General features: G+C 61.9%; 19 protein-coding genes. 12 read left to right on the forward strand and 7 right to left on the reverse strand.

Translation table 11 applies throughout. From position 1 onward, the window contains the following. Positions 1 to 11: 11 nt before the first annotated feature. The 3 genes from dapB to H3V09_RS00110 all read left to right on the forward strand — a co-directional run bounded on the left by dapB (position 12) and on the right by H3V09_RS00110 (position 3615). The gene (gene dapB, locus H3V09_RS00100) at positions 12 to 749 is read left to right on the forward strand and encodes a 4-hydroxy-tetrahydrodipicolinate reductase (protein WP_198190538.1); all 738 of its coding nucleotides are present in this window, start codon (positions 12 to 14) and stop codon (positions 747 to 749) included. Positions 750 to 789: 40 nt separating this feature from the next. Then, a complete protein-coding gene (gene dapA / locus H3V09_RS00105; RefSeq protein ID WP_198190539.1) occupies positions 790 to 1695 on the forward strand; it encodes a 4-hydroxy-tetrahydrodipicolinate synthase in 906 nt (301 codons plus the stop codon). A 66-nt stretch (positions 1696 to 1761) separates the two neighbouring features. Then, complete coding sequence (locus tag H3V09_RS00110) at positions 1762 to 3615, forward strand: ribonuclease J (RefSeq protein ID WP_198191080.1); 1854 nt, start codon at positions 1762 to 1764, stop codon at positions 3613 to 3615. A 208-nt stretch (positions 3616 to 3823) separates the two neighbouring features. Here H3V09_RS00110 and H3V09_RS00115 read toward each other — a convergent pair whose 3' ends face one another. Both H3V09_RS00115 and H3V09_RS00120 read right to left on the reverse strand, forming a co-directional pair. Further along, a complete protein-coding gene (locus H3V09_RS00115) occupies positions 3824 to 4006 on the reverse strand; it encodes a hypothetical protein (protein WP_176694628.1) in 183 nt (60 codons plus the stop codon). A gap of 123 nt (positions 4007 to 4129) precedes the next feature. Continuing rightward, positions 4130 to 4888, reverse strand: coding sequence for a hypothetical protein (locus H3V09_RS00120; RefSeq protein WP_198190540.1), 759 nt, complete (start codon positions 4886 to 4888; stop codon positions 4130 to 4132). A gap of 213 nt (positions 4889 to 5101) precedes the next feature. On the opposite strand from H3V09_RS00120, the gene pepN reads away from it, so the two are divergent. The 3 genes from pepN to H3V09_RS00135 all read left to right on the forward strand — a co-directional run bounded on the left by pepN (position 5102) and on the right by H3V09_RS00135 (position 9876). Next, positions 5102 to 7717, forward strand: coding sequence for an aminopeptidase N (pepN, locus tag H3V09_RS00125; protein ID WP_198190541.1), 2616 nt, complete (start codon positions 5102 to 5104; stop codon positions 7715 to 7717). Between the two features lie 98 nt (positions 7718 to 7815). Next, positions 7816 to 9192, forward strand: a complete 1377-nt coding sequence (gene glmM, locus H3V09_RS00130) for a phosphoglucosamine mutase (RefSeq protein ID WP_046322570.1) — start codon at positions 7816 to 7818, stop codon at positions 9190 to 9192. Between the two features lie 30 nt (positions 9193 to 9222). After that, positions 9223 to 9876, forward strand: coding sequence for a peptide deformylase (locus H3V09_RS00135; RefSeq protein WP_198190542.1), 654 nt, complete (start codon positions 9223 to 9225; stop codon positions 9874 to 9876). A 14-nt stretch (positions 9877 to 9890) separates the two neighbouring features. Here H3V09_RS00135 and H3V09_RS00140 read toward each other — a convergent pair whose 3' ends face one another. Continuing rightward, positions 9891 to 10574 carry an SOS response-associated peptidase gene (locus H3V09_RS00140; RefSeq protein WP_198190543.1) on the reverse strand — a complete coding sequence of 228 codons (684 nt, stop codon included), beginning with the start codon at positions 10572 to 10574 and terminating at the stop codon, positions 9891 to 9893. 225 nt (positions 10575 to 10799) lie between these two features. Here H3V09_RS00140 and H3V09_RS00145 point away from each other — a divergent pair, with 225 nt between their 5' ends. Further along, positions 10800 to 11918 carry a zinc-binding dehydrogenase gene (locus H3V09_RS00145; protein ID WP_052323105.1) on the forward strand — a complete coding sequence of 373 codons (1119 nt, stop codon included), beginning with the start codon at positions 10800 to 10802 and terminating at the stop codon, positions 11916 to 11918. A gap of 135 nt (positions 11919 to 12053) precedes the next feature. On the opposite strand, the gene H3V09_RS00150 is transcribed toward H3V09_RS00145, so the two are convergent. Then, entirely contained in the window at positions 12054 to 13184 is a 1131-nt protein-coding gene (locus tag H3V09_RS00150) for a glycerate kinase (RefSeq protein ID WP_198190544.1), read from the reverse strand. 27 nt (positions 13185 to 13211) lie between these two features. Further along, complete coding sequence (locus tag H3V09_RS00155; RefSeq protein WP_198190545.1) at positions 13212 to 14510, reverse strand: GntP family permease; 1299 nt, start codon at positions 14508 to 14510, stop codon at positions 13212 to 13214. 200 nt (positions 14511 to 14710) lie between these two features. Here H3V09_RS00155 and H3V09_RS00160 point away from each other — a divergent pair, with 200 nt between their 5' ends. Further along, positions 14711 to 15895, forward strand: coding sequence for a CdaR family transcriptional regulator (locus tag H3V09_RS00160; protein WP_198190546.1), 1185 nt, complete (start codon positions 14711 to 14713; stop codon positions 15893 to 15895). Between the two features lie 35 nt (positions 15896 to 15930). Here H3V09_RS00160 and H3V09_RS00165 read toward each other — a convergent pair whose 3' ends face one another. Continuing rightward, on the reverse strand, positions 15931 to 16650 hold the full coding sequence (locus tag H3V09_RS00165) for a DUF4391 domain-containing protein (protein WP_198190547.1): 720 nt from the start codon (positions 16648 to 16650) through the stop codon (positions 15931 to 15933). A 193-nt stretch (positions 16651 to 16843) separates the two neighbouring features. On the opposite strand from H3V09_RS00165, the gene H3V09_RS00170 reads away from it, so the two are divergent. The 4 genes from H3V09_RS00170 (at position 16844) to H3V09_RS00185 (ending at position 21096) form a co-directional block, all read left to right on the forward strand. After that, positions 16844 to 17860 (forward strand): alpha/beta hydrolase, encoded by a 1017-nt coding sequence (locus H3V09_RS00170; RefSeq protein ID WP_232339313.1) that lies wholly within the window; start codon positions 16844 to 16846, stop codon positions 17858 to 17860. A gap of 113 nt (positions 17861 to 17973) precedes the next feature. After that, positions 17974 to 18177 (forward strand): hypothetical protein, encoded by a 204-nt coding sequence (locus tag H3V09_RS00175; RefSeq protein ID WP_015021464.1) that lies wholly within the window; start codon positions 17974 to 17976, stop codon positions 18175 to 18177. Positions 18178 to 18699: 522 nt separating this feature from the next. After that, positions 18700 to 19656, forward strand: coding sequence for a nucleoside hydrolase (locus tag H3V09_RS00180; RefSeq protein ID WP_144176715.1), 957 nt, complete (start codon positions 18700 to 18702; stop codon positions 19654 to 19656). A 51-nt stretch (positions 19657 to 19707) separates the two neighbouring features. Then, on the forward strand, positions 19708 to 21096 hold the full coding sequence (locus H3V09_RS00185) for an MFS transporter (RefSeq protein WP_198190549.1): 1389 nt from the start codon (positions 19708 to 19710) through the stop codon (positions 21094 to 21096). 210 nt (positions 21097 to 21306) lie between these two features. Here H3V09_RS00185 and H3V09_RS00190 read toward each other — a convergent pair whose 3' ends face one another. Beyond that, positions 21307 to 24480, reverse strand: coding sequence for an RCC1 domain-containing protein (locus H3V09_RS00190; RefSeq protein ID WP_332460980.1), 3174 nt, complete (start codon positions 24478 to 24480; stop codon positions 21307 to 21309). Between the last annotated feature and the right edge of the window lie 863 nt (positions 24481 to 25343).

The following is a 25343-nucleotide window of genomic DNA, read 5'->3' on the forward strand; positions in this document are numbered from 1 at the left end:
GGAGGCAGCCGATGATTCGCGTATCGGTGCTGGGTGCAGGCGGACGCATGGGAACCGAGGTGGTGCGTGCTCTGAATGACGCGCAGGATATGCAGACGGCCCTGCTGCTGGGCCCGGATGACGATCCGGCGGCGATCAATCCGAGCAACACGGATGTGGCGGTCGACTTCACCAGCCCCGATGCAGTCCTGGGCAACACCCTGACCTTGATAGGGCAGGGGGTCCACTCCGTCATCGGCACCACCGGCTGGACCAAGGAGCGCCTGGACCAGGTCGAGCAGGCCTTGGACGAGCATCCCGGGCTCAGCGTCTTCATCGCTCCCAACTTCGCCATCTCTGCAGTGCTGGCCGACCGGTTCGCAGCCATGGCGGCCCGCTACTTCGAGTCGGCCGAGGTGATCGAGATGCACCATCCCGATAAGGTCGACGCCCCCTCCGGCACTGCCCTGGGGACCGCTTCCGCCATTGCCGAAGCCCGTCGCAAGGCTGGTATGGGTTCCATGCCCGACGCAACCCAGCAGCCTGATGCATCTAGGGGTCGGGTGGTTGACGGTGTCCACGTCCATGCCGTCCGGCTGCGGGGACTCAACGCGCATGAAGAGGTGCTCATGGGCAACCCCGGCGAGCAGCTGACCATTCGCGCAGACAGCTTCGAGCGTGTCTCCTTCATGCCCGGAGTCCTCCTGGCCGTGCGCCGTGCTGGAAGCATTCCAGGACTGACCGTGGGCCTGGACCACTACCTGTTCTGATATCCGCAAGAGCGTCCCCATCTGCAAGTAGCGTGAAGATATGACCGAGACCGTTACCCATCTGCTTCCTCCTGCACCCTTCGGACGGGTGATCCCCGCCATGATCACGCCTATGAATAAGGACGGATCCGTGGATTATGGGGCTGCCGCCAATCTAGCCCGCACCCTGGTGGCCGATGGGGCCGACGGCATCCTGGTCAACGGCACAACAGGCGAGTCTCCCGTCACCCACATGGAGGAGAAGGTCAACCTGGTCAGGGCCGTCAAGGATGCCGTCGATGTGCCCGTCATCTCCGGAGCGGGATCCAACGACACGGCGCACACGGTACGTATGGTGGAGATGACCCAGGAGGCCGGGGCCGATGCCCTGCTGGTGGTCATGCCCTACTACTCGCGGCCCTCCCAGGATGGGGTGGTGGCCCACTTCCGTTCGGTATGCCAGTCGGCTCAGCGACCGATCATTCTTTACGATGTGCCCGGACGGACCGGGCTGCACGTCGAGCTGGACACCTACCGGCGTCTGGGCGAGTTAGATGCGATCACCGCCGTCAAGGATGCCACGGGCGACCTGGCCTCCATGCCCCGCAAACGCCAGGAGACCGGCCTGACCTGGTACTCAGGCGATGACGGACTCTACCTGCCCTTCCTGGCCTTGGGCGCGGTCGGCGTCATCTCGGTCATTGCCCATGTGGCATCCGGACCCATGAAGCGTCTGGCTGACGACTTCGATGCTGGCGACCTGGATGGCGCAAGGGATCTGGCCGTGCGTCTGGACCCGCTGGTCCAGGCTCTGAACGGCCAGGGGCAGCAGGCCGTCATGGCCAAGGCCGCTCTGAAAGCGGCCGGCAGACTGGACCAGACGGCCATGAGGCTGCCCAATCTGGGTCCCGATGAGGACCAGGTGGCTCTTGCCCGCAAGGGCATGAAGGCTGCCGGGCTGATCTGAATCAGTCCTGAAAGCGACGTCGCCCCTGTATAGGCAGGGGCACAGATGATAGAAACACAAGTGACTATGGCAAGAAAACAAGAAGAATCAAACACGACCGGCAAGAGCAGAAGTCGTCGGTCCTCCTCCAAGAATGGCAAGCAGGGGTCAAGCAGGTCCCGGGGCGAATCCCGCAACCGTCGCAACGGCGCCATCGCCCGCGGCAAGGGCACCCAGACCGAGCAGCATCTGGTAGCACCCCCCAAGTATCGCAAGGGCTCCATGCGCATCGTTCCCTTGGGTGGCCTGGGCGAAATCGGCCGCAACATGAATGTGATCGAGTACAACGGCCACATCCTGCTGATCGACTGCGGCGTGCTCTTCCCCGAAGAGGAGCAGCCGGGCGTGGACCTGATTCTGCCTGACTTCAGCTACATCAAGGACAAGCTGGATCAGGTGGACGCCTTGGTGCTGACCCACGGGCATGAGGACCATATCGGCGGCGTGCCCTACTTGCTCAAGCTGCGTCCGGACATCCCCCTGATCGGATCCAGGCTGACCCTGGGATTCGTCGATGCCAAGTGTGAGGAGCACCATCTCAAGCCCACCAAGGTTGAAGTCAAGGGCCGCGACAAGCTCAAGGTAGGCCCCTTCAACCTGGAGTTCGTGGCGGTCACCCACTCCATTCCCGATGCCTTGGCCGTCTCTGTGCGCACCCCGGCAGGCCACATCATCGACACCGGCGACATGAAGATCGACCCGCTGCCTCTGGATCACCGTCTGACCGATCTGCGCGAGTTCGCCAAGCTTGGCGAGTCCGGCGTGGACCTGCTCATGGTCGATTCCACCAACGCCGAGGTCCCCGGCTTCGTCAAGCCCGAAATCTCCATCGCCCCCGCCCTGGACAAGGCCTTCGCCGAGGCCCAGCGCAAGATCATAGTGGCCTCCTTCTCCAGCCACGTCCACCGGGTGCAGCAGGTGGTTGATGCTGCTCATAAGTTCGGCCGCAAGGTGGTCTTCGCAGGCCGGTCCATGGTCCGCAACATGTCCATTGCCTCCGACCTGGGATACCTGCACCTGCCCGAGGACACCGTGGTCGACCTCAAGGATGCCCACAGCATCCCCGATGAGAAGATCGTCTACATGTGCACCGGATCCCAGGGCGAGCCCATGGCGGCTCTGGGCCGCATCGCCGATGGGACCCACCGCGACATCACCATCAACGAGTTCGACACGGTCATCCTTGCCAGTTCGTTGATCCCCGGCAACGAGCACGAGGTCTACAAGGTCATCAACAAACTGGTGCGTCTGGGTGCCAAGGTGGTCAACCGCGACAACGCGGCCATCCACGTCTCCGGCCACTCCGACGAGGGCGAGCTGCTGCACTTCTACAACATCGTGCAGCCCAAGTGCGCCATGCCCATCCACGGTGAGAACCGGCACCTGGTGGCCAACGGCCTGATCGCCGTCAAGACAGGTGTAGATCCGCAGAACGTGGTCCTGGCCGAGGATGGCGATGTGGTGGACCTCTACCATGGCCAGGCCGCCGTGGTCGGGTCCGTGCCCTGCGGTTACGTCTATGTGGACGGCGACTCCGTTGGTCAGCTGACCGACGACGAGCTTGAGCAGCGCCGGATTCTGGGCACCGAGGGCTTCGTCTCCGCCTTCGCCGTGGTCGACACCGAGACCAGCAAGGTCGTCTCGGGCCCCAAGCTCTATCTGAACGCCGTGGCCGAGGATGAGAGCGAGTTCAAGTCCATCAACGCCCAGATAATCGATCAGCTTGAGGATGCCATGTCCAAGGGAACCACCGGCACCTACCAGCTCCAGCAGATGATGCGCCGCACCCTGGGCGGCTGGATCTCACGCAAGCTGCACCGTCGGCCCATGATCGTGCCTGTGGTGGCCGACATCGCCACCGACGTGCAGTCACAGGACTGACCATCGTTTCCTGCAACTGATACCGAAGGCTCCGGCCGTCCATCTGGGCGACCGGAGCCTTCAGTTTTATCAGTAGACAGCAGCGCTTACATGCTCACGATGACCTTGACGTGGTTCCCGTGTCCTCACGCAGCTGGCGGAAGCCCTTATCCACGATGTCCTCGACGGTACCCGAGATCTCGCGGCCGAAGACCACCGGTAGGGTCTCTCACGTCAGCGGATGGGGATGGTCGGGCGAATTCCCGCTCCCGTTTACGGCTCCGCCATAGTAAAGATGAACATTGGAACCGCAGATGCCGGTGAAGGCGGGATGAATCTTGATGGTTCCCGGCTTGCGCTCAGGCTCGGGCACGTCCTTTAGACGTACAACTTCCTTGCCGTAGTACATCATTGCTTTCAGATCGCATATCCTCTCTGATATGCGTGTAAGACCCTGCACGAACGAAGTTGAATACCCAACATGATATCCCTGCGGGGGTGACGCTCCCTCGTTGGAGACTGCCCAATTCCCACGTTACCGCGAGTATTGGGCCAAAGTGATGGGAGTTTCGGCCAGAACTTCACCGCCCTGGTCGAAGTCGAAGTCGCCTAGCCAATGTCCGAACCTGCTGGGTCCCTTGCCGCACCAGACCACACAGGCGCTGCGGTCAGCCTGTCCGCTCAGCAGACGGTTGGCAGTTCCGGTCACCCTGTCGTTGCCCAGACGGTAGTCCAGGAACTTGCCGTCACCGTAGTGGCGGGCCACCCGCTGACGCTGCTCCTGGCCCAGCACCCGCCAGGGGTCGGCCGCGCAGAAGACCCTGGCGGGCAGGTCCTGCTCCGCTGCCTGAATCAGGGCCAGGCCTCCACCCAGGCTATGTCCGGTAAAAAGCACCCCGCGGTCGGTTCCCGCCTTGTGCCGGGCCAGGTCAAGCGCTTGCCTGGCCAGGATGCCTGCCTGCTGTGTCTGTCCCGGCTCCCCATTCAGCGGTGGCAGGAAGCAGGTCAGCGCGGCATGGATGTCGTGGCGGGGGTCGTCGCGCAGGTTGGTGCCTGCATAGACCACGACCAAATGGGCATAGTCCGGACCGTTCTCCATGTTCTGGGCGGCAATCATCCCCTCGAAGCCGTTTTCGGGGCAGTAGCGTGAGCGCAGCACCCAGTAGCTGCCCAGGGTCGGATCCTCGAACCAGTGCAGGCCCGGCCGGGTCTTGACGTCCCCTCGACCGATCCCGTAGGAGTACTGGCAGAGCATGTTGAGCTGCTGTGTGGTAAACCCGGTCCGGACCTGCATGGCGCTCCCTTTCCGCCAGACTCATAAAGCATGGACCATGAACAACCGCCTGGAGGCCTGACTATTCCCGTCCGGACTGCGCCGTGAGAAAAGAGGGAAACCGTCCCGCTGGCCCGTCGGCGTGTGCCAGCATTAGACTTGACATGCCATATCCATACAGGACCTATGCCGATGCCGGTGGGGGCACCGACATCCATGCGCGAAAGGAAATTCATGCCCGGAGCCAATCTGACTCGTGTGGAAGCCGAAGAGCGAGCCGTCGTCGTATCCAATGTCAGCTACAAGGTCAATCTGGACCTGACCAAGGGGCCTGCAACCTTCCCCTCTACCGCCCTGATCGACTTTGATGCCCGGCCGGGGGAGTCCACCTTTGTGGATCTGATTGCCGACCAGGTCAGCATGATCGAGCTGAACGGCCGGCGTCTGGACCCGGCCCTGGCCTTCAGGGACGACCGGATTGAGCTTAACGACCTGCGTGAGCACAACCAGCTGCGGGTGGAGGCTCTCTGCCGGTATTCGCGCACAGGCGAGGGGTTGCATCGCAGCGTGGATCCCTCGGATGGCAACGTCTACCTCTACTCCCAGTTCGAGGTGCCCGACGCCCGCCGAGTTTACGCAGTCTTCGACCAGCCGGACATCAAGGCCGTCTTTGACTTCACCGTGGATGCCCCCGCATCCTGGACGGTTCTGTCCAACATGCCTCCCGCCTCCCATCAGGCCCTGGACAGCCGCACCGCCGAGGGAACCCTGGAGGGCGGCCGTACCGAGGGCGTGACCCGTTGGGTCTTCCAGACCACCCCGGTCATGAGCTCCTACCTGACCGCCTTCGCCGCCGGACCCTACGCCCAGTGGACCAGCGAGTACCATAACGAGGACGGCCGGACCATCCCCATGGGCCTATACTGCCGCCAGGCGCTGAAGGACTCCCTGGACGGGGATGCCGAATACCTCTTCGATGTGACCAAGAAGGGCTTCGCCTTCTACGCCAAGACCTGGGACCTGCCCTTCCCCTGGGCTAAGTACGACCAGATCTTCGTGCCCGAATACAACGCGGGCGCCATGGAGAACATCGGCCTGGTCACCTTCCGTGATTCCTACGTCTTCGAGTCCAAGGCCACCGGGGCCCAGATCAACCGCCGCGTGGAGACCGTCCTGCACGAGCTGGCCCACATGTGGTTCGGCGACCTGGTGACCATGAAGTGGTGGAACGATCTGTGGCTGAACGAGTCCTTCGCCGAGTTCATGTCGACACTGGCCACCGCCGAGGCCACTGAGTGGACCGACGACTGGGCCACCTTCTGCTCCGGCGAGAAGAGCTGGGCCCTGACCGAGGACCAGCTGCCCACCACCCACCCCGTGGTGGCCCCCATCCGCGACCTGCACGACACCGAGGTCAACTTCGATGGCATCACCTACGCCAAGGGCGGTTCCGTGCTGAAGCAGCTGGTCGCCTACGTGGGCCGTGATCGCTTCTTCCAGGGCATCCACAACTATCTGACGGCCCATGCCCACGGCAACGCCACCCTGAAGGATCTGCTGACCGAGCTGGAGAAGACCAGCGGCCGCGACCTGGGCAACTGGTCCCGGCTTTGGCTTGAGGAGGCCGGCATCACCACGCTGACCAGCCAAGTGCAGACCGACGAGCAGGGGACCATCACCGCCATGCGGATCGACCAGACCGCCCCCGAGGAGCATCCGGTCCTGCGTCCTCACCGCCTGGCTGTGGGCTTCTATGACGAGGACCAGTCCGGCAAGGTGGTGCGTACAGACCGGTTCGAGCTGGATCTGGACGGCCAGGGAGCCGAAGTGCCCCAGGTCGTTGGCAAGAAGCGTCCGGCCCTGATTCTGATCAACGACGACGATCTGACCTACGCCAAGCTGCGTCTGGATCAAGATTCTCTGGAGTATGCCACGCAGAACCTGTACCGGATCGAGGACCGTCTGGCCCGGGCCGTGGTCTGGCTCAGCCTTTGGGACATGACCAGGGATGCGCAGTTCCCTGCTGAGCGCTTCATCAGCCTGAGCTTGAAGGCACTGGCCACCGAGCACCAGTCCACCACCTTCCGCTACGCCCTGTCTCAGATCTCCACGGCCGCCCACCACTTCACCGCCTCCCGTCGCCGTCAGCCCATGCTGCAGCTGGTGGCCAGCACGCTCTGGGATCTGGCCATGAAGGCCCAACCCGGTTCGGACGAGCAGTTCCAGCTGGTCCGCGCCTACCTGGGCTACGGAGACGACGCCGACTTCGAGGACCACGCCCGGGGTCTGCTGAGCGGCGACCTGAAGCTGGAGGGGCTGACCATCGACAACAACACCCGCTGGCTGATCATCCACGCCTTGTCTGCCCACGACCTGCTGGCTGACGGCGAGATCGACCGGGAGCTGGCCGCGAAAGACACCACGGAGAACCGCGAGTTCGCCATGGGAGCCCGGGCTGCACGTCCGACTTCCGAGGCCAAGGCCTGGGCCTGGGATCAGGCCCTGCACAATGAGGATCTGACCAATTCGCAGATCGAGGCCTTGGCCGACGGCTTCTCCGGTTCAGGGGACCAGGAGCTCTTCGCGCCCTACGTGGACCGCTTCTTCGCAGCCGTGGACGAGGTCTGGACCCAGAAGACCTTCCACATCGCGGAGACCCTGCTCAACCCCCTGTCGGCGGGCGGACTCTACCCGACCAAGGCCGACCCGGCCGCCCTGGTCAAGGCGGGCGATGCCTGGCTGGCCGACCATGCTGAGGCACCCAAGGCCCTGCGTGGGATGATCATCCAGAACACGGAGTCCTCCAGACGCATACTCAAGGTCCGCGAATACAACGAGCGTCTGCGCTGAGTATTCTGCCCGCCCCGGCCCAAGTGGCGACGGGTCAGGGGCGGGGCCATAATGAATCTGTTGCCTGAATTCAGGATGGTACGTTCGGAGGAGAGCAAATGCCCAGATTATTCGGTACCGATGGTGTACGCGGTTTAGCCAATAGAGACCTGACTGCACAGCTGGCCCTTGATCTGGGCGATGCAGCAGTCAGGGTCCTGGGCCGTGGTGCGGATCGGTCCGCGGGCCGCCGACGGGCACTGATCGGCCGTGACACCCGGGTCTCCGGGGACTTCCTGGCCTCGGCCCTGGCTGCCGGCATGTCATCGGGCGGTTTCGACGTGATCGACGTGGGCATCATTCCTACTCCGGGCATCGCCTACCTGACCAGCGTGCTCAACGTGGAGATGGGCGCTGTCATCTCCGCCTCACACAACCCCATGCCGGACAACGGCATCAAGTTCTTCGCCCGGGGCGGGTTCAAGCTCCAGGATTCCAAGGAGGACGACATCGAATCGGTCCTGGGCCAGGACTGGGAACGCCCGGTGGGTGAGGGCGTAGGCCGCGTCTCCCATGACACGGTGACCGCCACCAACATGTACATCGACCATCTGGTGGAGGCCGTGGCCCCTGTGGCCCCTGACAAGACCCAAACCAAGCCCTTGGACGGTCTGCGGATTGTGGCCGACTGCGCCAACGGAGCCACCTCGGTGGTAGCTCCCGAGGCCCTGCGCCGGGCCGGTGCGGACGTGGTGGTCATCAACGCCTCGCCTGACGGCTACAACATCAACAAGCACGCCGGCTCCACCCATCCCGAGCAGCTGCAGGCCATGGTCAAGGCCTCGGACGCGGTCATGGGCGTGGCCTTCGACGGGGATGCCGACCGCTGTCTGGCCGTGGACGAAGAGGGAAACATGGTCAACGGCGATCAGATCATGGGCATTCTGGCCCGCGCCAAGCAGCGTGAGGGCAAGCTGGCCAACGACACCTTGGTGGTCACCGTCATGAGCAACCTGGGACTCAAGTTGGCCCTGAAGCAGATGGGCATCGTCACCGTCCAGACGGCTGTGGGCGACCGCTACGTCCTTGAGGAGATGCTGCGCGGAGGCTATACCCTGGGCGGCGAGCAGTCCGGGCACGTCATCAACCGCGAGTTCGCCACCACGGGCGACGGGACCCTGACTGCCTTGACCCTGGCCAAGGAGGTCGTGCGCTCGGGCAAGAGCCTCAAGGAGCTTGCCGCCGACTTCCCGCAGCTGCCCCAGCAGCTGATCAACGTCTCCGGTGTGGACAAGAACGCGGCCCGCACCAACGCCAAGGTCCAGGATGCTGTCGAGGCGGAGGAGCGGATGCTGGGCAGCACCGGCCGGGTCCTGCTGCGGCCCTCGGGCACCGAGCCCTTGGTCAGGGTCATGGTCGAGGCGGCCACCCAGGAGCAGGCCGACCAGGTCTGCCAGCGGCTGGCCTCAGTCGTGGCCGACGAGCTGGCCATCTGAACCGACGACCCAGGAAAGGCGGAATCATCCATGTTCGGCAGAAAGGCGGCCTTCGACGCCGATCTCAACCACCGGGTGGAATCCATGCTGGCTGAGGCCGGCAAAGAAGAGCTCCTGCCTATTGTGCAGATGGGCGAGCCCGTACTTCGTCGGCAGGCCAAGCCCTACAAGGGTCAACTGGCAGCCAAGACTCTGAACAGGCTGCTCAAGGCCATGCGGGCCACCATGCTTGAGGCACCGGGCGTGGGGCTGGCGGCACCTCAGGTGGGCCTAGGCTTGGCAATCGCCGTCATAGAGGATCATGTCCGCGACGATGAGGATGATCCGCGTCAGATCGACGAACTGCCCTTCAGGGTCATCATCAACCCCTCCTATGAGCCTATCGGGCAGGAGACCGCGGCCTTCTACGAGGGGTGTCTGTCCCTGGAAGGATTCCAGGCGGTTCGGCGGCGCTGGCTGGACATCACGGCCAGTTGGGAGGACCGTTCCGGGCGCAAGCACCGCCAGCGCATGCACGGCTGGCCGGCCCGCATCTTCCAGCATGAGACCGACCATCTGTCGGGCGAGGTCTACATCGACAAGGCCGAGATTCGCAGCCTGTCCTCCGACGACAACCTGAGCGAGTATTGGGCCTACGACCCGGTCCCCACCGAGGCGGCAAGGGAGCTGGGCTTCACCATCTGAATCCTGCGAACCCTCTAAATTCTCTTGACCCTCTGGTCCAGGGCCATTTCCTCGGTCAGCTCCGGACCGTCCCCTTTCAAGGGCGCCACCGGGTGCATGGTCAATCCTTCAGAGGCATGACGGCCGGGTTCCACAGCCTTGGGCAGAACCGCCCTGCCGTTCACGCTTGGGTCCAGCCACGAGTCCAGGCTCTCGTCAGTGATCAGCAGGGGCATCCGGTCGTGCACCCGGGCGGCCTCCGGGGTGGCTTGCGTCGTCAGGATGGTGGCCGTCAGCAGCCAGGGTTGGCCAGGTCTGGCACGCCACCAGGAGTAGAGTCCTGCGATATTCAGCGTGTGGCCGTCGGGGGCCTGGAAGTAGTAGGGCTGGTGGTCAGGTGTCCACTCGTAGTAGCCGCTTGCCGGAATGATGGCCCTCTGACTTTTGGCCGAGTCCGCGTAGGTCCGCTTGGTCAGGGCGCTCTCCACCCGCGCGTTGTGGGTGGGGTAGGCCATCTGGTCGCTTTCGGACCAGGATGGGACCAGGTTCCAGCGGGCCGGATGCAGGTGCCGTTGCCCATGTCGGTCCTGGGCCACCAGGGCTATGACCGACCCGGGGCTGATGTTCCAGGAGGGCTCGGGTAGTCCCGGAGCCTGCCGGGCACCGTAGTGTTGAGCCAGACTTGAGTAGTCCAGGTCAGCCGCGAATCGTCCACACATGAAGCCTATTCTATGGATGCTTGGAGTCCCCGTCGAGGAAACGCCGGAGGCCTTTTTCCGGGCCAGTCTAAATGCTGATTGACCCCTCTTTCCTGCTAGCATGAAGGTGGTCTGCGGCAGCGGTGCATACATTGAGGATGGCCGTGGCCACAGCGGAATATTCAACGTTGTTTTTGCCCTGCCTGGCATGAGGCCGGTGGCGGCATGGTGATTAGGAGATGGTTTATGCCTCAGAAGATCAAGGCGTCGATTGCTTACGGCATCGGCAAGGGGTTTGCCCAGCCCGAGGAGATCATCATTGATGACCCCATTGGCGCGGAGGTCCTGGTGGACGTGCAGGCCTCGGGTCTGTGCCATTCGGATCTGCATCTGGTCGAGGATGACGACAAGTTCTTCCCCTTCCCGGCTGTGATAGGCCATGAGATCTCGGGCATCGTCGAGGCTGTGGGCCCCGAGGTGTCCGGCATCAAGGTGGGCGACCACGTGGTGGCCTCCCTGGAGCAGGTCTGCGGACACTGCGCCAACTGCCTCAAGGGCCAGCCCCAATCCTGCACTCAGCAGCAGGAGTGCGTGCGCGGTGCGGGCGAGAAGCCCCGTCTTTCCTTCCCAGACGGTCGGCCCATCACCCAGGCCTTCGGCACCGGCGGCTTCGCCGAGAAGGCCCTAATTCACGAGAACCAGCTGGCTGTGGTCAACAACCAGGTCAAGTGGGATGAGGCCGCCTGCATCGGCTGCGCCACCATCACCGGAGCCGGAGCGGCCATCAACACCGCACATGTGCGTCCCGGCGACACCGTGGCCGTCATCGGCACCGGCGGCATCGGCCTGAATATCATTTCGGGAGCCCGGATTTGCGGCGCCAAGCGGATCATCGCCATCGACCTGCTGGACAACAAGCTGGAGTTCGCCCGCAAGTTCGGTGCCACCGACGTCATCAACTCCAAGAACGAGGACCCTGTGGCCAAGGTGCGCGAGCTGACTGACGGCGGCGTGGACCAGGCCTTCGAGGCCATTGGTCTGCCCGTCACCATGAAGCAGGCCTGGGACATGCTGGGCGTGGGCGGCACCGCCTACCCGATCGGCCTGACCAAGCCGGATGCCACGGTCTCCCTGGAGATCAACCCCGCCGACCTGCTGGTCCACCAGCGCGGCTTCAAGGGTGTCTGGATGGGCTCCACCAACATCAAGCACGACATCCCCATGTACGCTGACTTCGCTGTGGACGGGCGGCTGAACATGCATGACATCGTCAGCCAGCACATCAAGCTGAGCCAGATTGACGAAGCCTACAAGCAGCTGGTCAACGGCGAGGTCATCCGTTCGGTCATCACCGAATTCGACTGATCCCTTCCAACTGTCCGGCATTACTGCTGATGATTGTGCCGAACAGGAGTTCTGACAGGGGTTCTGATTACCAGGGGCTCCGGGTGCGCAAGGCATCCGGAGCCCCTTTCGTGTTCTGCTAATCCGAGAGCCGGATCAGGCCAGGAGCCTGCCGATGTTCTCGGCCACTGCGGCAAGGTTGTCGGCGGCCTTGGCCATGGCCTCCTCAAGGCTGACGGCCCCGGGGCTGATGCTGAAGATGGCATCGATGCCCACCTTGTAGAGCTCTTCGGTACCTGCGCCCACGTTCCCTGCCAGGGCGATGACCTTGCAGCCGGGGGAGGACTCTTTGACGGCCTGGGCTGTGCCCATGGGGGTCTTGCCGAAACCGGTCTGGAAATCGATGCCGCCCTCACCGGTGAAGCAGAGGTCGGCGCCGCGGGCCAGCTCCTTAAGGCGTGTGGTCTCTACGACAATATTGACGCCTGAGGCCATAACGGCCGGGGTGAAGGCCAGGAAGCCTGCGCCCAGACCTCCGGCGGCCCCTGCCCCCGGTTTGGTCTCCACCTCCCGGTGCAGGTCCTTGCGGATGACGGCTGCATAGTGGCCCAGGGCCGCATCCAGGGTGGCCACCATGGATGGGTCCGCCCCCTTTTGCGGCCCGAAGACGGCAGAGGCTCCTTCGGGACCGGTCAGGGGGTTGGTCACGTCCGAAGCCAGACGAATGCGGGTGCTTGCAAGCCTGGGATCCAACCCGGAGACGTCGATTCGATCCAGTCGAGCCAGTGCGGCCCCTCCCTGACTCAATTCTCGTCCGTCAGCGTCCAGCAGCCGGGCACCCAAGGCCTGGGCCATGCCGGCACCGCCATCGTTGGTGGCCGAACCACCGAGGCCGATGATGATCTCCTGTGCGCCCTGGTCCAGGGCTTTGCTGATCAGCTCGCCCGTACCGTAGGTGGTGGTGACCAGTGGATCTCGGGTCTGTTCGTCGACGAACTGGATGCCGCTGGCTGCAGCCATCTCGATGGCGGCCGTCCGTCCGTCGCCCAGGATGCCGTAGCTGGCGTCCACGGTCTGGCCCAGGGGTCCGGTGACTTGGGTCTGGATCATATGGCCTCCGGTGGCATCGACCAGGGACTGGACCGTGCCCTCACCGCCGTCGGCCATGGGCACCAGGACCATTTCGGCCTTGAGGGGGCTGCGTTGCAATCCGCGTTCGATGGCTTTTGCAGCCTCCTTGGCGGTCAGGCTGCCCTTGAAGGAGTCGGGTGCAATGATGATTTTCATGGTTGTTACCTTTCCTGACTCGTCGACTCAGAAGACCAGATAGACCAGCATGGCCACCAGGGTCATGGTCAGGCCTACCAGGAACTCAAAGGGGACGACCTTCATCCGCTCGCCCAGGGTCATGTTGATGGACTTGGCGGTGACGTGGAAGTAGTTGCCGTGGGGCAGCTGGTCGATGACCGTGGCGCCCGCCTGCATGGTGACGGCGGCAGCTACCCCCGAGGTGCCAAAGGCCAGGATGGACTTGCCGAATGAGCTGCTGCCCAGGATGACGCCCGTGGATGTGGAGGCCGTGGCGGCGGCCATGAGGATGCCGGCGATGGGGGCCAGCATGGACCCGGGCACGCCCATGGCATGGATGAGGTTGACGATCTGCTTGGGCAGGTCGGAGCTGGTGATCAGCCCGCCCAGGGCTCCGGCTCCGATCAGGATGAGAACCACATCAACCATGCGCTGCAGACCGGCACTGGTGTATGTGAGGATTTTGCCGCCTTGCCCCATGGCCAGCAGGCCCAGGATGGATGCCAGGGGCAGGATGTACATGGCATCCACTTGGAACCGCTCCAGCAGGCCGATGTGCAGAATGGAACCCACGGGATTGAGCAGGAGCAGGACCACGGCGGTGATAGGGGCCACCAGTGAGCGTCCCAAGGAGGGCAGGTCCTTGTCCTTGGAGGCTTTAGCCGCATCCTCGCCCAGGTCGTCCGTGGTGACGATCCGCCCGCGATGCTGCATGATGGTGGCCAGCAGGACGGCCATGGCCAGTCCACATAGGGCCGGGATGAAGCTGCCGATCATGACTGCCGAGGGCTGTATGTGGAACCCTGAGGCCACCGCGATGGTGTTGGGATTGGGGGAGATGATGTTGCCGGCCTTGCCTCCGCCAGACAGGGCGATCAGCAAAGCCAGCTTGGAGATCTTGAGTCGGCTGCCGACCTCGATGGCGATGGGTGCCACAATCAGAACGGCCACGGGAATGAAGACCCCGACGGCGCAGATGATCATGGTGGCCAGGGCCAGGGAGAGGATGGCCATGCGCTCGCCCAGGCCGTCCACTATGGCTCGAGCTATCCGGTTGGCCGCGCCGGACTCCATCATGACTCCCGCCAGCACTCCAGCAGCCAGGACCCGGATAACCGTGCCCATGACGCTCTGGGAGCCGGCCACCACGATGTTGACGGTCTGGCCCAGGGAGGCGCCACCGATCAGGCAACCTACGATGGCTCCCAGCATGAGTGCGTAGGTGGTGTTGAGCTTCTTGAGAATGAGGATAATGGCCAGGGCCAGGCCCAGTAGGGCGGCCCACCATGACAGGGTAATGTCCATGTCAGTTCCTTTGATCCGTAACTTGTGCCAGGGACCAGGGTTGGCATCGTCGTAGCTGCCAGACCAGTAACAGTCCCATGATTTTTCTCACTTCCATTGTGGCTCTGTTTTGCTCTTTTTGCCAGGGCTCCCATACTCGAAAAGCGATGGATGGCGTTGGCAAAAATGGTTCATGTACCATGTCCGTAGGGAGGCAAGCCATGACCATAGATCCTGCGACGGCGCAGACAATCGTTGACAATCTCAAGGATGTAATCGAGTACAACATCAACTTTTTCGACACCGAAGGAACTATGGTGGCCAGCACTGATGCTTCGCGCATAGGCAGCTTCCATGACGCGGCCCGTCAGGCGGCCGTTGATTGCCAGACCGTTGCCGTGGATCGTCGACATCCTTATCAGGGAGCCCGTGACGGTGTCAACGTGCCGGTGGTGCTCAACGATGCGGTGGTGGCGGTCATCGGAATCACTGGACCAGTGAACAAGGTGGGCGCTCTGGGCGGGATCATCGAGCGCATGACCGAGCTCATGCTCTGCGCCAACATGGAGCAGATCGCCCGATTCAACCGGCGGATCATGACCACCAACCTGGTCAACCTGCTGACCCTGGAGCACAAGGACGACGAATTGATGAACGCTCTGGCCCTGGCCCTCGACCTGGATCTGTCGGGTCCACGGCGGGCTCTGGTCGGCCGAGCGCCAGGCATCCGGCTGGAAAGGCTCAACCAGGATCGGCTCTACGAGAGGCTCTGCCAGACATGCCTGTCCTTCGGCGTTCCCCTCTTCGCTGTGAGTCCCAGGGACTTTCGCATCTATGCGCCGCAGATGGGGGATGCCGAGCTTGATGAATTCGTGACTGCTCTGCGCAAGGCCCTTGGTCAGGTAGTCGGCTCCAAGGTGGTGCTGGGTGCGGGAATGATTCAGGCGAATCCGGGCCAGTACTGGCACAGTTACCGGCAGGCCTGCGTCGCTGCGCGCTGGGCCGGGTTCACTGCCGATGACCAGCGGTATCGGTACGAACAGATGGGCGCGGGGCTGCTGATCACCTCACTGTCCACCGAGCAGTGTCGGGCCTTTGTGGATCAGGTCTTTGCGGGTCTGGCGCCGGATCGTGTCGATCAGTTTGAGAGTGTTTTCAGCGCCTATACCCGCCACAATGGCAGCATCACCCATGCCGCCCAGGAGCTTTTCATCCACAAGAACACCATGCAGAACCGGTTGGATGCCCTGGCCAGAGAGACAGGCTACAACCCCCGTCGCCTGAGCGATTATCCCATTCTGGCCACGGCCTTCGAACTTCGCAAATACCTGGCCTATAAGGATATTCCCGACGAAAGCGCCGAGTTGAGTGGCCATACTGAGACCTCTGGTCAGTTTGGTGGATGAACTAGGTCGAACTAGGCCCGACTAGACTCTGTGTTCTAATCCTCTGCCGTCTGATTATCGGCGGAAAGTTGCTTTAGTTCGGCGCGGACTTTCTGGAGTTTGGCGAAGGCTGTGTTGCGGTTCTGGGTGGTTTTGGCCCGGCCGTGGTCTCCGGTCAACTTGGCTTCCTGGGCCTTGAGCAGGTCGATACGCTCGCGGACTGCGAGTCGGCTGTCCAGATCTCTGCCGTCGGTCTGGTCCAGGGTCACCTGGGCACAGAGGCTGTCCCAGAGCTGGTCCATATCGTCGCCGGCCAGGGTCAAGTTAGTCTGATCAGCAGGACGGGGTCTGCCCAGGTGGAGCGCATGCCTGGTCTCATGACCGGCTTTGGTGGGCAGGGCCCGGCGGACGGCCGGCGTGCAGACGAGACCCTTTTCACCCTGGTGAATGGTGATGAAAACCATGCCTGAGGAGCGCATGGCGGCGATATGCTCCAGCACGTCCTCCGGCACATTGGGGGTCTTCAACCCGATGGCCATGATCAGCACCTCATGGCAGTGCGCGCCGTCCCTCACAGGAATGGTCCCGGGTCGCAACAGGGCCAGCATGACGATCTTGTCGACGCTGGTGGAGAAGTGCTGACGCAGTCGTGAGGAGACGGGCGGTCGCGTGGTGAAGGCCCTTATGGGCAGTTCACCCTTGGCTGCTGGAATGGCGGTGGTGGGTGGCAGGCCCAGGGAGAGCGCGGACACGCCTTCGTAGGTTGCGATTGTCATCCTTGGCCTTTCTGTCGCTGTTTCCGTTATTCTACCGGCAGGAGCGCGATCAGAGGCAAGAGTGTCCGTTTGCCGGCAATGTATATTAGCTGTAAACCCGGAAGAGCGGATGCGGGAGCTGAACGTGCTGCAGACATGCGCAAGATATGTGGGTTGGAGTGATGAGGGCTGAATGATGAGCAAAGATGCAAAGATGACTGTAACCGATGAGGAACGCGAACTTTTAGAGGGCTGGACCGAGGTCGATGGCGATCTTGATGGCTGCAGTCCGGATGTGGCTCAGGTCGTTCTGGGCTCCCGGCTGGCCAGCGGGCGCGTGGATGCTCCCCGCTCCCGTCACTGGCAGGTGCCCGAGGGGGTGGACTGCCTGAACGACATCGCCTATGTGGACGATGGTCTGCGCGCCCACAAGCTGGATCTGTACCTTCCTCATGATGCCCTGCTGCGCTACGGCAAGGTGACCCCGGTCTACATCGACATCCACGGCGGCGGGTTCATGTACGGCTACAAGGAACTCAACCGGAACTTCTGCACCCACCTGGCCCAGCGCGGCTTTGCGGTCTTCTCGGTCAACTACCGGCTGATTCCCAGCACGGACTTCATGGGCCAGCTGGGTGACGTGCTGACGGCCCTGACCTGGATAAAGAACCACCTGGACGAGTATCCGGTTTCGCCTGATCGGATCTTTCTGACGGGAGACTCGGCCGGAGGCACGCTGGCCCTCTATACGCTGGCAGTGGAGTCCGATGACCAATTCGCGCAGATGCTGGGGCTGAAACCTGCCGGTCTGCGGCCTCGGGGCGCTGCCTTCGTTTCAGGGCTTTTCGATCTGGCTCCTTACGTATCAGTGGATACGGAAGACGGCCAACCAATCAGTTCGCCCACCGATGACCTGGCCATGGTTGCTCCATCCTTCTTCAGAAGCTTTGTGCATGCTGGGGGCGACCAGGCGGCCGACCTGACGACCATGGTCGACATGGTCCACCTGCCGCCGGTCTTCCTGAACACCAGTGCCGACGATTTTCTACAGGGCGACGCTCTGAAGCTGGCCGAGATTCTGTGCAGGAAGGGCCGCGACTTCGAGCTGCACGACCCGAGGCCCAACCGTCTGCAGACCCTGGGACACGTCTATCCGGTGGCCATGACCTGGCTAGAGGAGAGCCGACAGACCCTGGACCAGATTCGCGATTTCTCCTACGATCTGATTTGAGCCTTTCTGCGCGCCCGGTTCATCCGATCGCTGGCTATGATGGGTAGAGAAAGGTGGGCATCGATGGCGCAAGGCCCCCGGTGTCTGCACAGCCGCTTATAGAGGAGTGATTCATGGACGAGAAGACCTTGGTAGAGAAGCTGAGCAACCTGGAGACCATCGACCAGCTGGTTGACCTGTCCAAGGAAATCGGCCAGCCCCTGTCATACAACGACGCGGACCAGCTCTTCGGCAGGATCAACCAGTGCAAGAATGATGTCGCACAGCTGGGCGGCGACACCATCGCCAAGCTGGCCAAGCAGGTCTTCAACATCTGAAGCATCAAAATCTGAGGTATCAGATTCCATGAGGGCGGGCCGGTATCCAGTTCCGCCCTCTTCTTATGTCTGGTCTCATGCCCGGGCCCGGGCCTCTGCCTGGTTCGGTTGGCCGTGGCGGATCAGATGGGCCGGGCTGTCATGCAGGAAGTATGCCAGCAGGGCCAGGGCGGTCATCAGTTGCAGATTGTGTCGTCGTCCTCGAATTGCGGCTTCGGGTTCCCCTTTCGCCAGATCATCCGGGCAAGATCAGCGTAATCATAGGCATTTGGGGGAGTAGCCTGTCGGTCCGGCTCGCCATTGTCAATCGGGGAATCGCCCGAAAAACCAGCTTCTGGATCCGTTATCCAGGCCCTGGTTGACGGCTGCATGAACATTGAGGATATTGTCCACGACTTGCGCCTGTCATGGGCAGCGAAACTGCTCAATTTCGCATATGATAAACAAGCATCCACCACAAGGACATCGTGGATGTATAAGGCCATGGTTCCATACAGTCATGGCAATGAAAGGAAACATTGTATGCGTAAGCTGATTCTCGATCTGGACACTGGTGTCGACGACACTCTGGCCATCTCCTATGCCTTGGGCAGCCCCGAAGTTGAGCTGATCGGAATAACGGGCACCTATGGCAACGTGCTGCTGGAGCAGGGCATACGCAACGATCTGGCCATCACCGATCTGCTGGGCCACCCCGAGGTCAAGGTCTATCCGGGTCTGTCCCACGCATCCAAGGCGGACTCTTTCGAGGTGCTGCCTGTCTCCGCCTTTATCCACGGAGAGAACGGCATCGGCGACGTAGCCATCCCTGACTCCGACCGCAAGGCGGAGACGCAGTCGGCCGTGGACTTCATCATCGAAGCGGTCAATACCTACGGCAAGGATCTGGTCTACGTGCCCACCGGCCCCATGACCAACATCGCTGCTGCCCTGGCCAAGGAGCCTGATATTGCCCAGCGCATCGGCTCCATCGTGCTCATGGGCGGGGCTCTGACCGTGCCGGGCAATGTTGATGCCTGGCAAGAGGCCAATATCTCCCAGGATCCGGACGCGGCCGACGTGCTCTTCCGCTCCGGTGCGCCCGTGACCATGGTCGGCCTGGACGTGACGCTACAGACCCTGCTCACCTACAAGGAGACCGCTCGCTGGCGGCAGCTGGGCACTGCGGCAGGCACCTTCCTGGCGGACATGACCGACTTCTACATCAAGGCCTACGAGACCACCTCGCCCCACCTGGGTGGCTGCGGCCTGCACGATCCACTGGCCGTGGGCGTGGCCGTGGATCCGACCCTGGTGACCACCCTGCCCATGAACATGAAGGTGGAGACCGAAGGGGCCACTCGCGGGCGCACCATCGGTGACGAGCAGCGGCTCAACGATCCGAATAAGACCATGCGCGTGGCCGTCGGCGTGGACGTGCCCCGTTTCCTGGACGAGTTCATGACCCGCATCACGAAGCTGGCCTCCAGGGCTGACTGAGGTCCGCCATCCCCGGCAAGTTCACGCAAGAGAAAGAGAATTGAAGACATCATGTCCGAAAAGCAATCCACCGAGGATTCGACAGCCGTACGATCGCTGATCCTGCTGCTGATCACCTTCGTCCTGGGCACCCTGTGCCTGCAAGGCTTCAACCTGGTCTTCCAACAGGTCGGCAAGGACGCCGGCGCTCCCGACCAGGCCTCGCTGATCACGGCCCTGCCCAGCATCGTCCTGGGCATCGTCTGCTTCATCTACGGGTCCCTGGGCGACTTCGTATCCCTGCGCAAGCTGGTCACCTTCGGTCTGTGCATACTGTTCGTCGGGTCCGTGTATGGGTACGTGGCCAACACGATCATGGCCCCCAACATCTGGAATGTGATTGCGGCCCGGCTGCTGCAGACTGCGGGTGAGCAGGTGGCTGGCTCGGCCTACCTGGTCGTGGCCACCAAGTATCTCAAGCCCTCCCTGAAGGTGATCTTCTTCGGCATCTTCACAGCAGGCTACCAGGTGTCTGCAGCCATCGGCATCTTCGCAGCCGGTCTGCTCAGCTCCATAGCCTGGCAGTACCTCTTCCTGATTCCTGCGGTCACCATCATCTTCCTGCCCATCCTGCTCAAGAGCCTGCCAACCGGCGGCGGCAACGGTGAGAAGGTGGACTGGTTGGGCTTCGTCATCTTCGGACTGGCCACGGCCCTGCTGACCCTCTTCTTCTCTTACACGGCATGGTGGCTGCTGGCGGCCTCCGCTGTCTGCTACCTGATTTTCGCTCTGTACATCAGCCGGGCCCAGAGCCCCTTCATCACTCCGGACTTCTTCCGCAACAAGCGCTGGCTGATGGGCATCGGGTTGATCCTGATCTTCTACTTCATGAACTACTGCATGTCGCCCATCTTCAATGCCATCGGGCGTGATGTCTACAAGGTGTCGACCACCACGGTCTCCCTGCATGTGGTCTGGGCCTTCCTGGTGGCCGCTGTGCTGGGCACCACTTCGGGCGCCATCGTGGACAGGATCGGCCGCAAGCCCGCCATCATCATCGCCGCTTGCCTGATGATTCTGGGCTTCGCAGGGTCCGCACTGGTGGTCAACTCCGGTCTGCTCGCCCTAACACTGACTGCCTGCGTCTACTATGCCGGGGTCGGACTGATGTATTCGCCCATCGTCTCCACGGTGCTTGACACCCTGCCTCAGAACCAGTCGGGCCGCGGCGTGGGCATGAACGATCTGGTCATGAACGTGACCGGCTCCATCGGAATCGCCATCATCGGCGGCCTGATGGGCAAGCCCAGCCTGGAGGGTTTCAGCATCATGGGCGCCACCGGACCAGCCGCCAACTACAGCAACCTGCTACTGATCGGGGCCGCTGTGTCCTTGCTGGGTCTGGTCGTGTATTTGATTTGCAAAAAGACCATCTACGCTACGACTGCAGACCAGCAGTAGAACAGTTGTAGGCGACCATCCGAGCGTGTAAAGAGGAGTTACTTCCTATCTTGCGCTTGGGTAGTCGCTCGACTTTTGTCGGCAGCAATTGACAATAGTGTGGTGGGGCGCGGGAGGCGTGTCGGCTCACTTGGGGTTGAGCCTTGTATGACATTCCTCCGTGCGCCCCTTGTAAGTCGGGGCGGGGGGATTGATCCGTCCCGGCCTTTCTTACTCGTGCAAAGTTAGTAGCAGCTGTCTCTGTTCTCTCAGATGGCGGCGGGAGGCCAGCACCCCGCCCATGCTGGTCATGCCGGTGGCGAGGACGAGCAGGACGCCTTCACCGCCGGCTTTAGGCAACACACCCAAGGGTGTGTACGTGTATCTGAGGGAGTCGTAGGTCAGGGTGCTTCCTGTGCCGCCCAGCGTGTAGTCCACGCTGACCGTGACCTCGCCCGGTTCATGAGGGGGCGTGGTCACGGTGACGCTGCCATCGTCCTGGCTTTTAGAGATATTCTTGATGGCTATGCCGTCGAAGCTGACACCGGTGATTACTGGAGATAGGTCAAACGACACCGGCACCGGAACACGATTCGCGTCGTTGCCGCTGGTGGTGCCGTTGCCAAGCTGACCGTACCGGTTGAATCCCCATGCACTTGTGTTACCGTCTTTGCCGATTGCCAGCGAATGATTCCCTCCGGCGCTGATTTGCGCTGTGCTCAGCCAGGGGCCGGCCTTGCTTGTAGATTGATCGGAAGCGAACACCTTAACGGGGGAATATTGATTGCTCGTGGTGTTGTTGCCGAGCTTTCCATAGTTGTTTTGTCCCCACGCCCAGGCGTTTCCATCCGTGTCGACAGCCAGCGAATGAGCCCATCCGGCGCTCACTTGCACAGCTTTCAGCACTGTACTTGTATCCTTTGGGTTGCGAAGCACCGAACCGGGGACAGGATTCCTTAGGTCACTTGTGCTGCCGTTGCCGAGTTGGCCAAAGTCATTGTGCCCCCATGCCCATGTGTTCCCATCTTGGTCGATTGCCAGCGAAAGAGAGCCTCCGGCGCTAACTTGGACAGCTTTGAGCACCGTGCTCGCATGCTTGGGATCAAGCAGCACCGAGCTGGGAGTAGGATTCGCGTTAGTGCCGCTGGTTTTTCCGTTGCCGAGTTGGCCATAGTCGTTGCGTCCCCATGCCCATGTGTTCCCATCTTGGTCGATTGCCAGCGAATGAAAATCCCCGGCGCTGACTTGGACAGCTTTGAGCACCGTGCTCGCATGCTTGGGATCGAGCAGAACTGACTGAGGGGTGTTAGTGCCACTGGTATTTCCGTTGCCGAGCTGGCCGTTGTCGTTGTTTCCCCATGCCCATGTGTTCCCATCTTGGTCGATTGCCAGCGAAAACAACCTTCCGGCGCTCACCTGTATGGCTTTCAGCCCCGTATCAACGTTGGATCCTGTGGAAGGATCGCATACGCGCACGGGGACGGACGAAAAGCTTGTTGTGTTGTTGCCGAGCTGGCCGTTGTTGTTGTTTCCCCAGGCGTAGGCGTATCCGTCGCTGCCCACGGCCAGTGAATGATCGGTTCCGGCGCTGACCTGCACGTAGGTGAAGTCCGTCGACACGCCTGCAGGCTTCTTCACTATGACTGGTGTATTTCGGTTGCTGGTATTTCCGTTGCCGAGCTGGCCGTAGTTGTTGAATCCCCAGGCGTAGGCATTGCCGTCGCTGCCCACAGCCAAGGAGAAGTTGTTGGTGCCTGAGCTGCTGACTTGGCTGAATTTGATGCCGTTGGCAGCCGCTGGCGGAGTGATGGTGGTCTGTTGTCCTCCTGTCTGGCTGCCTTTGTCGGGGTTGATTTTCCAGGTGTTGTTGGGGTCTTTTAGGGTCCATTTGGCGGTGAGGGTGAGGTTTTGGGTGACGGGTTTGCTGAAGTCGTAGGCGACCTGTCCGGTGAACCATCCGTCGAACTGGTAGCCGTCGCGTGTCGGGTCGGGGGAGGGCCGCTTGACCCTGCCGTACGGGTAGGGGACACTCTGGTCTTCAGGCTTGGTGCCTTCTTCGCCCGTGTCGAAGGTGACTGTGTGGGTGGTGTCCGTAGTGGCGTCTCTGGTCAGGGTCTGGTCGACCGTGTAGTTGAGGCTCCTGGTGAAGGGCTGGCCGTATTGTTTGCCGGTGATGGTGATTGAGGCTGGTCCGGGCTTGTGTGCGGGCATGTCCGTCTGCCAGGCGTCGCCGGTCTTGCTGAGTGTGAGTGTCTGGCCGTCCATACTGGCTGATTCCAGTGTTGGTGCCTGTGTGATGATGGTTCTTTTTGGTTTGTCAGGCTGGCCCTGCTCATCAAGTTTCCACTGGTATAGGCTGCCTTGTCTGCTGATGGCGGTGATTCTGCCGTCGGCTTCGGAGGCTTGCATGTAGGTCTGGCTGCCGTCGTCCGCCCGCTCGGGTTTGTTGCCGGGCTTCCAGGTCCAGACTTGGCCGTCCGTGCCGTTGATGATGGCCTGGCTGCCGTTGGTGGTGATTGATCGGGCTTTCATGCTTTCCGGCAGGCTGGCGGCTGTTATTTTGGTCGAGCTGTCGTTTAGGTACTGGGTCTGCCCGTCCGCATCCAGGAGGAGGAACCCCTTGTTGAGGGCTTGGGCTTGGATGATGCGCATGCCCGGTTCCTGTTCGATGCGTGAAGGCCTGGCGTTTCCCGAGGCCGTTTTCCAGGTCCAGGTTTGCCCGTCCGCGTCCAGGATGAGGATCCGCTTGTCGGAGGCGGCGGTGGTGACGGCCTGCGTCTGCCCGGGCAGGCCGGTTGCGGCCTGCTGGGTGAATTCCGGGGTCTGGTCCTGGTTGCTGGCCTGTTCAGCACGGTAGGCGTGGACCTGTCCCTGCCGGTCCACCGCCAGAAGCAGGTCATTGTCCGTGCTGATGCTGGTGAACCCGGTGTTCCGGTCGGTGTTGAGGATTACGGGTTCAGTCTGTCCGCTGTTCCAGATGTAGATCCGCTGGTCGGAGCCGAGGACCGCCTGCCAACGGCTGCCGGCTGCGGCCTGCAGATAATGGAACCCGCTGGGAGCCTGGGCGGGGAAGGGAACCTGCTTGGGCGGGCTGTCTTTCGTCCATGTGTAGATGCTGCCGTCGCCGGTCAGGCTGACAGTCTGCTCGCCTGTACTGTGGATATTGCTGAAACGTGGTTCTTGCTTGTCGGGCGGGTTGATGGTCAGGCGGGTGCCGGAGGCGGGCCCGTGGTCCGGGCTCAGCGTCCAGTCTGTGACTTTGGTCCACTGGGCTTTCAGGGTCGTGTCCTGGAGGATGGGGGTTTGCAAGTCGAAAGGCTGACCGTCATATGTCCACCCGTCGAACCGGAAGCCCTCACGCTGCGGATTTCGTTCCGGAGGGGAGGCGAGAATCCCATTCTTCACGCTCGCCTGTGTTGGTTTGCTTCCGTCGGTCGGGTCGAAGCGCACCACGTGCGCGGCCTGAGCATCCGTTGTTTCTGTTGATTTGGCCGGAGCCGATTCGCCGCTGCCTGTACTGCCCGTCGGCGATGAGGGAGCATTTGGGCTTGCTGTTGCGGTGCTTAACGGCGATGCTGTTGTCAGAGGCGATGGCGAGGGAAGTTGAGTATTTGATGCACTGCTGGGGAAAGAGGCGGGATTTTGCTCAGCTACGCGAGGGGTCTGACGACCCCCCCCCCCCGGTGAGGATAGGAGCGTCCGCTGCGTTGGCGGACGCGACGCCCAAGCCTGCCAGCAGGCTCAGTAGGACGATCATCATCGCCGAAACGGAACGCAGACGGGAAACCAGATGCATGACTTATAAACCCCTTACCGACACCAAGCAAAGCCAACTGCTCGCCTATAACGTCTTGTCTGCCAGAAAACTATTCTTTCTTCCAATGCCAGCTCAGCATCAGATTGCACGAGCCATAGCGGAAAGCCAGCCGTTTCCCGACACCCCTATCTTCACCATACCACCAAGTTAAAAAGCAACACACGAAGCAATTGGTGGTACGCGATTTGGAATTATTTGGACTATGGACCGTGTAATCGTCGGTTTTATGGCAAAACAGCAATTCCGATTAATTGCATTACTGGTGGAGCTGCACGCAAGCATCGCTCCTATTGGCTCTTACCTCCTTAACGGAGTTCAGCATGTGCCTGGCGATAGAGGCTGAAGGGCGGACCTAGTCTGGAGGGCCCCAACATCTTGGGGGATTCGACTGTATTAACGTGCCTCTGATTGACGCCGCTATGTCTTTGCTTGATCAGCAAAACGACCATCT

Origin of the sequence: Bifidobacterium sp. M0399, from assembly GCF_016100595.1 — a bacterium.
Taxonomy (GTDB): Bacteria; Actinomycetota; Actinomycetes; order Actinomycetales; family Bifidobacteriaceae; genus Bombiscardovia; species Bombiscardovia polysaccharolytica.

Coding starts and splice junctions, on each gene's coding strand:
- dapB (WP_198190538.1), top strand. CDS start 12: ATGATTCGCGTATCGGTGCTGGGTGCAGGCGGACGCATGGGAACCGAG.
- dapA (WP_198190539.1), top strand. CDS start 790: ATGACCGAGACCGTTACCCATCTGCTTCCTCCTGCACCCTTCGGACGG.
- H3V09_RS00110 (WP_198191080.1), top strand. CDS start 1,762: ATGGCAAGAAAACAAGAAGAATCAAACACGACCGGCAAGAGCAGAAGT.
- H3V09_RS00115 (WP_176694628.1), bottom strand. CDS start 4,006: ATGATGTACTACGGCAAGGAAGTTGTACGTCTAAAGGACGTGCCCGAG.
- H3V09_RS00120 (WP_198190540.1), bottom strand. CDS start 4,888: ATGCAGGTCCGGACCGGGTTTACCACACAGCAGCTCAACATGCTCTGC.
- pepN (WP_198190541.1), top strand. CDS start 5,102: ATGCCCGGAGCCAATCTGACTCGTGTGGAAGCCGAAGAGCGAGCCGTC.
- glmM (WP_046322570.1), top strand. CDS start 7,816: ATGCCCAGATTATTCGGTACCGATGGTGTACGCGGTTTAGCCAATAGA.
- H3V09_RS00135 (WP_198190542.1), top strand. CDS start 9,223: ATGTTCGGCAGAAAGGCGGCCTTCGACGCCGATCTCAACCACCGGGTG.
- H3V09_RS00140 (WP_198190543.1), bottom strand. CDS start 10,574: ATGTGTGGACGATTCGCGGCTGACCTGGACTACTCAAGTCTGGCTCAA.
- H3V09_RS00145 (WP_052323105.1), top strand. CDS start 10,800: ATGCCTCAGAAGATCAAGGCGTCGATTGCTTACGGCATCGGCAAGGGG.
- H3V09_RS00150 (WP_198190544.1), bottom strand. CDS start 13,184: ATGAAAATCATCATTGCACCCGACTCCTTCAAGGGCAGCCTGACCGCC.
- H3V09_RS00155 (WP_198190545.1), bottom strand. CDS start 14,510: ATGGACATTACCCTGTCATGGTGGGCCGCCCTACTGGGCCTGGCCCTG.
- H3V09_RS00160 (WP_198190546.1), top strand. CDS start 14,711: ATGACCATAGATCCTGCGACGGCGCAGACAATCGTTGACAATCTCAAG.
- H3V09_RS00165 (WP_198190547.1), bottom strand. CDS start 16,650: ATGACAATCGCAACCTACGAAGGCGTGTCCGCGCTCTCCCTGGGCCTG.
- H3V09_RS00170 (WP_232339313.1), top strand. CDS start 16,844: ATGACTGTAACCGATGAGGAACGCGAACTTTTAGAGGGCTGGACCGAG.
- H3V09_RS00175 (WP_015021464.1), top strand. CDS start 17,974: ATGGACGAGAAGACCTTGGTAGAGAAGCTGAGCAACCTGGAGACCATC.
- H3V09_RS00180 (WP_144176715.1), top strand. CDS start 18,700: ATGCGTAAGCTGATTCTCGATCTGGACACTGGTGTCGACGACACTCTG.
- H3V09_RS00185 (WP_198190549.1), top strand. CDS start 19,708: ATGTCCGAAAAGCAATCCACCGAGGATTCGACAGCCGTACGATCGCTG.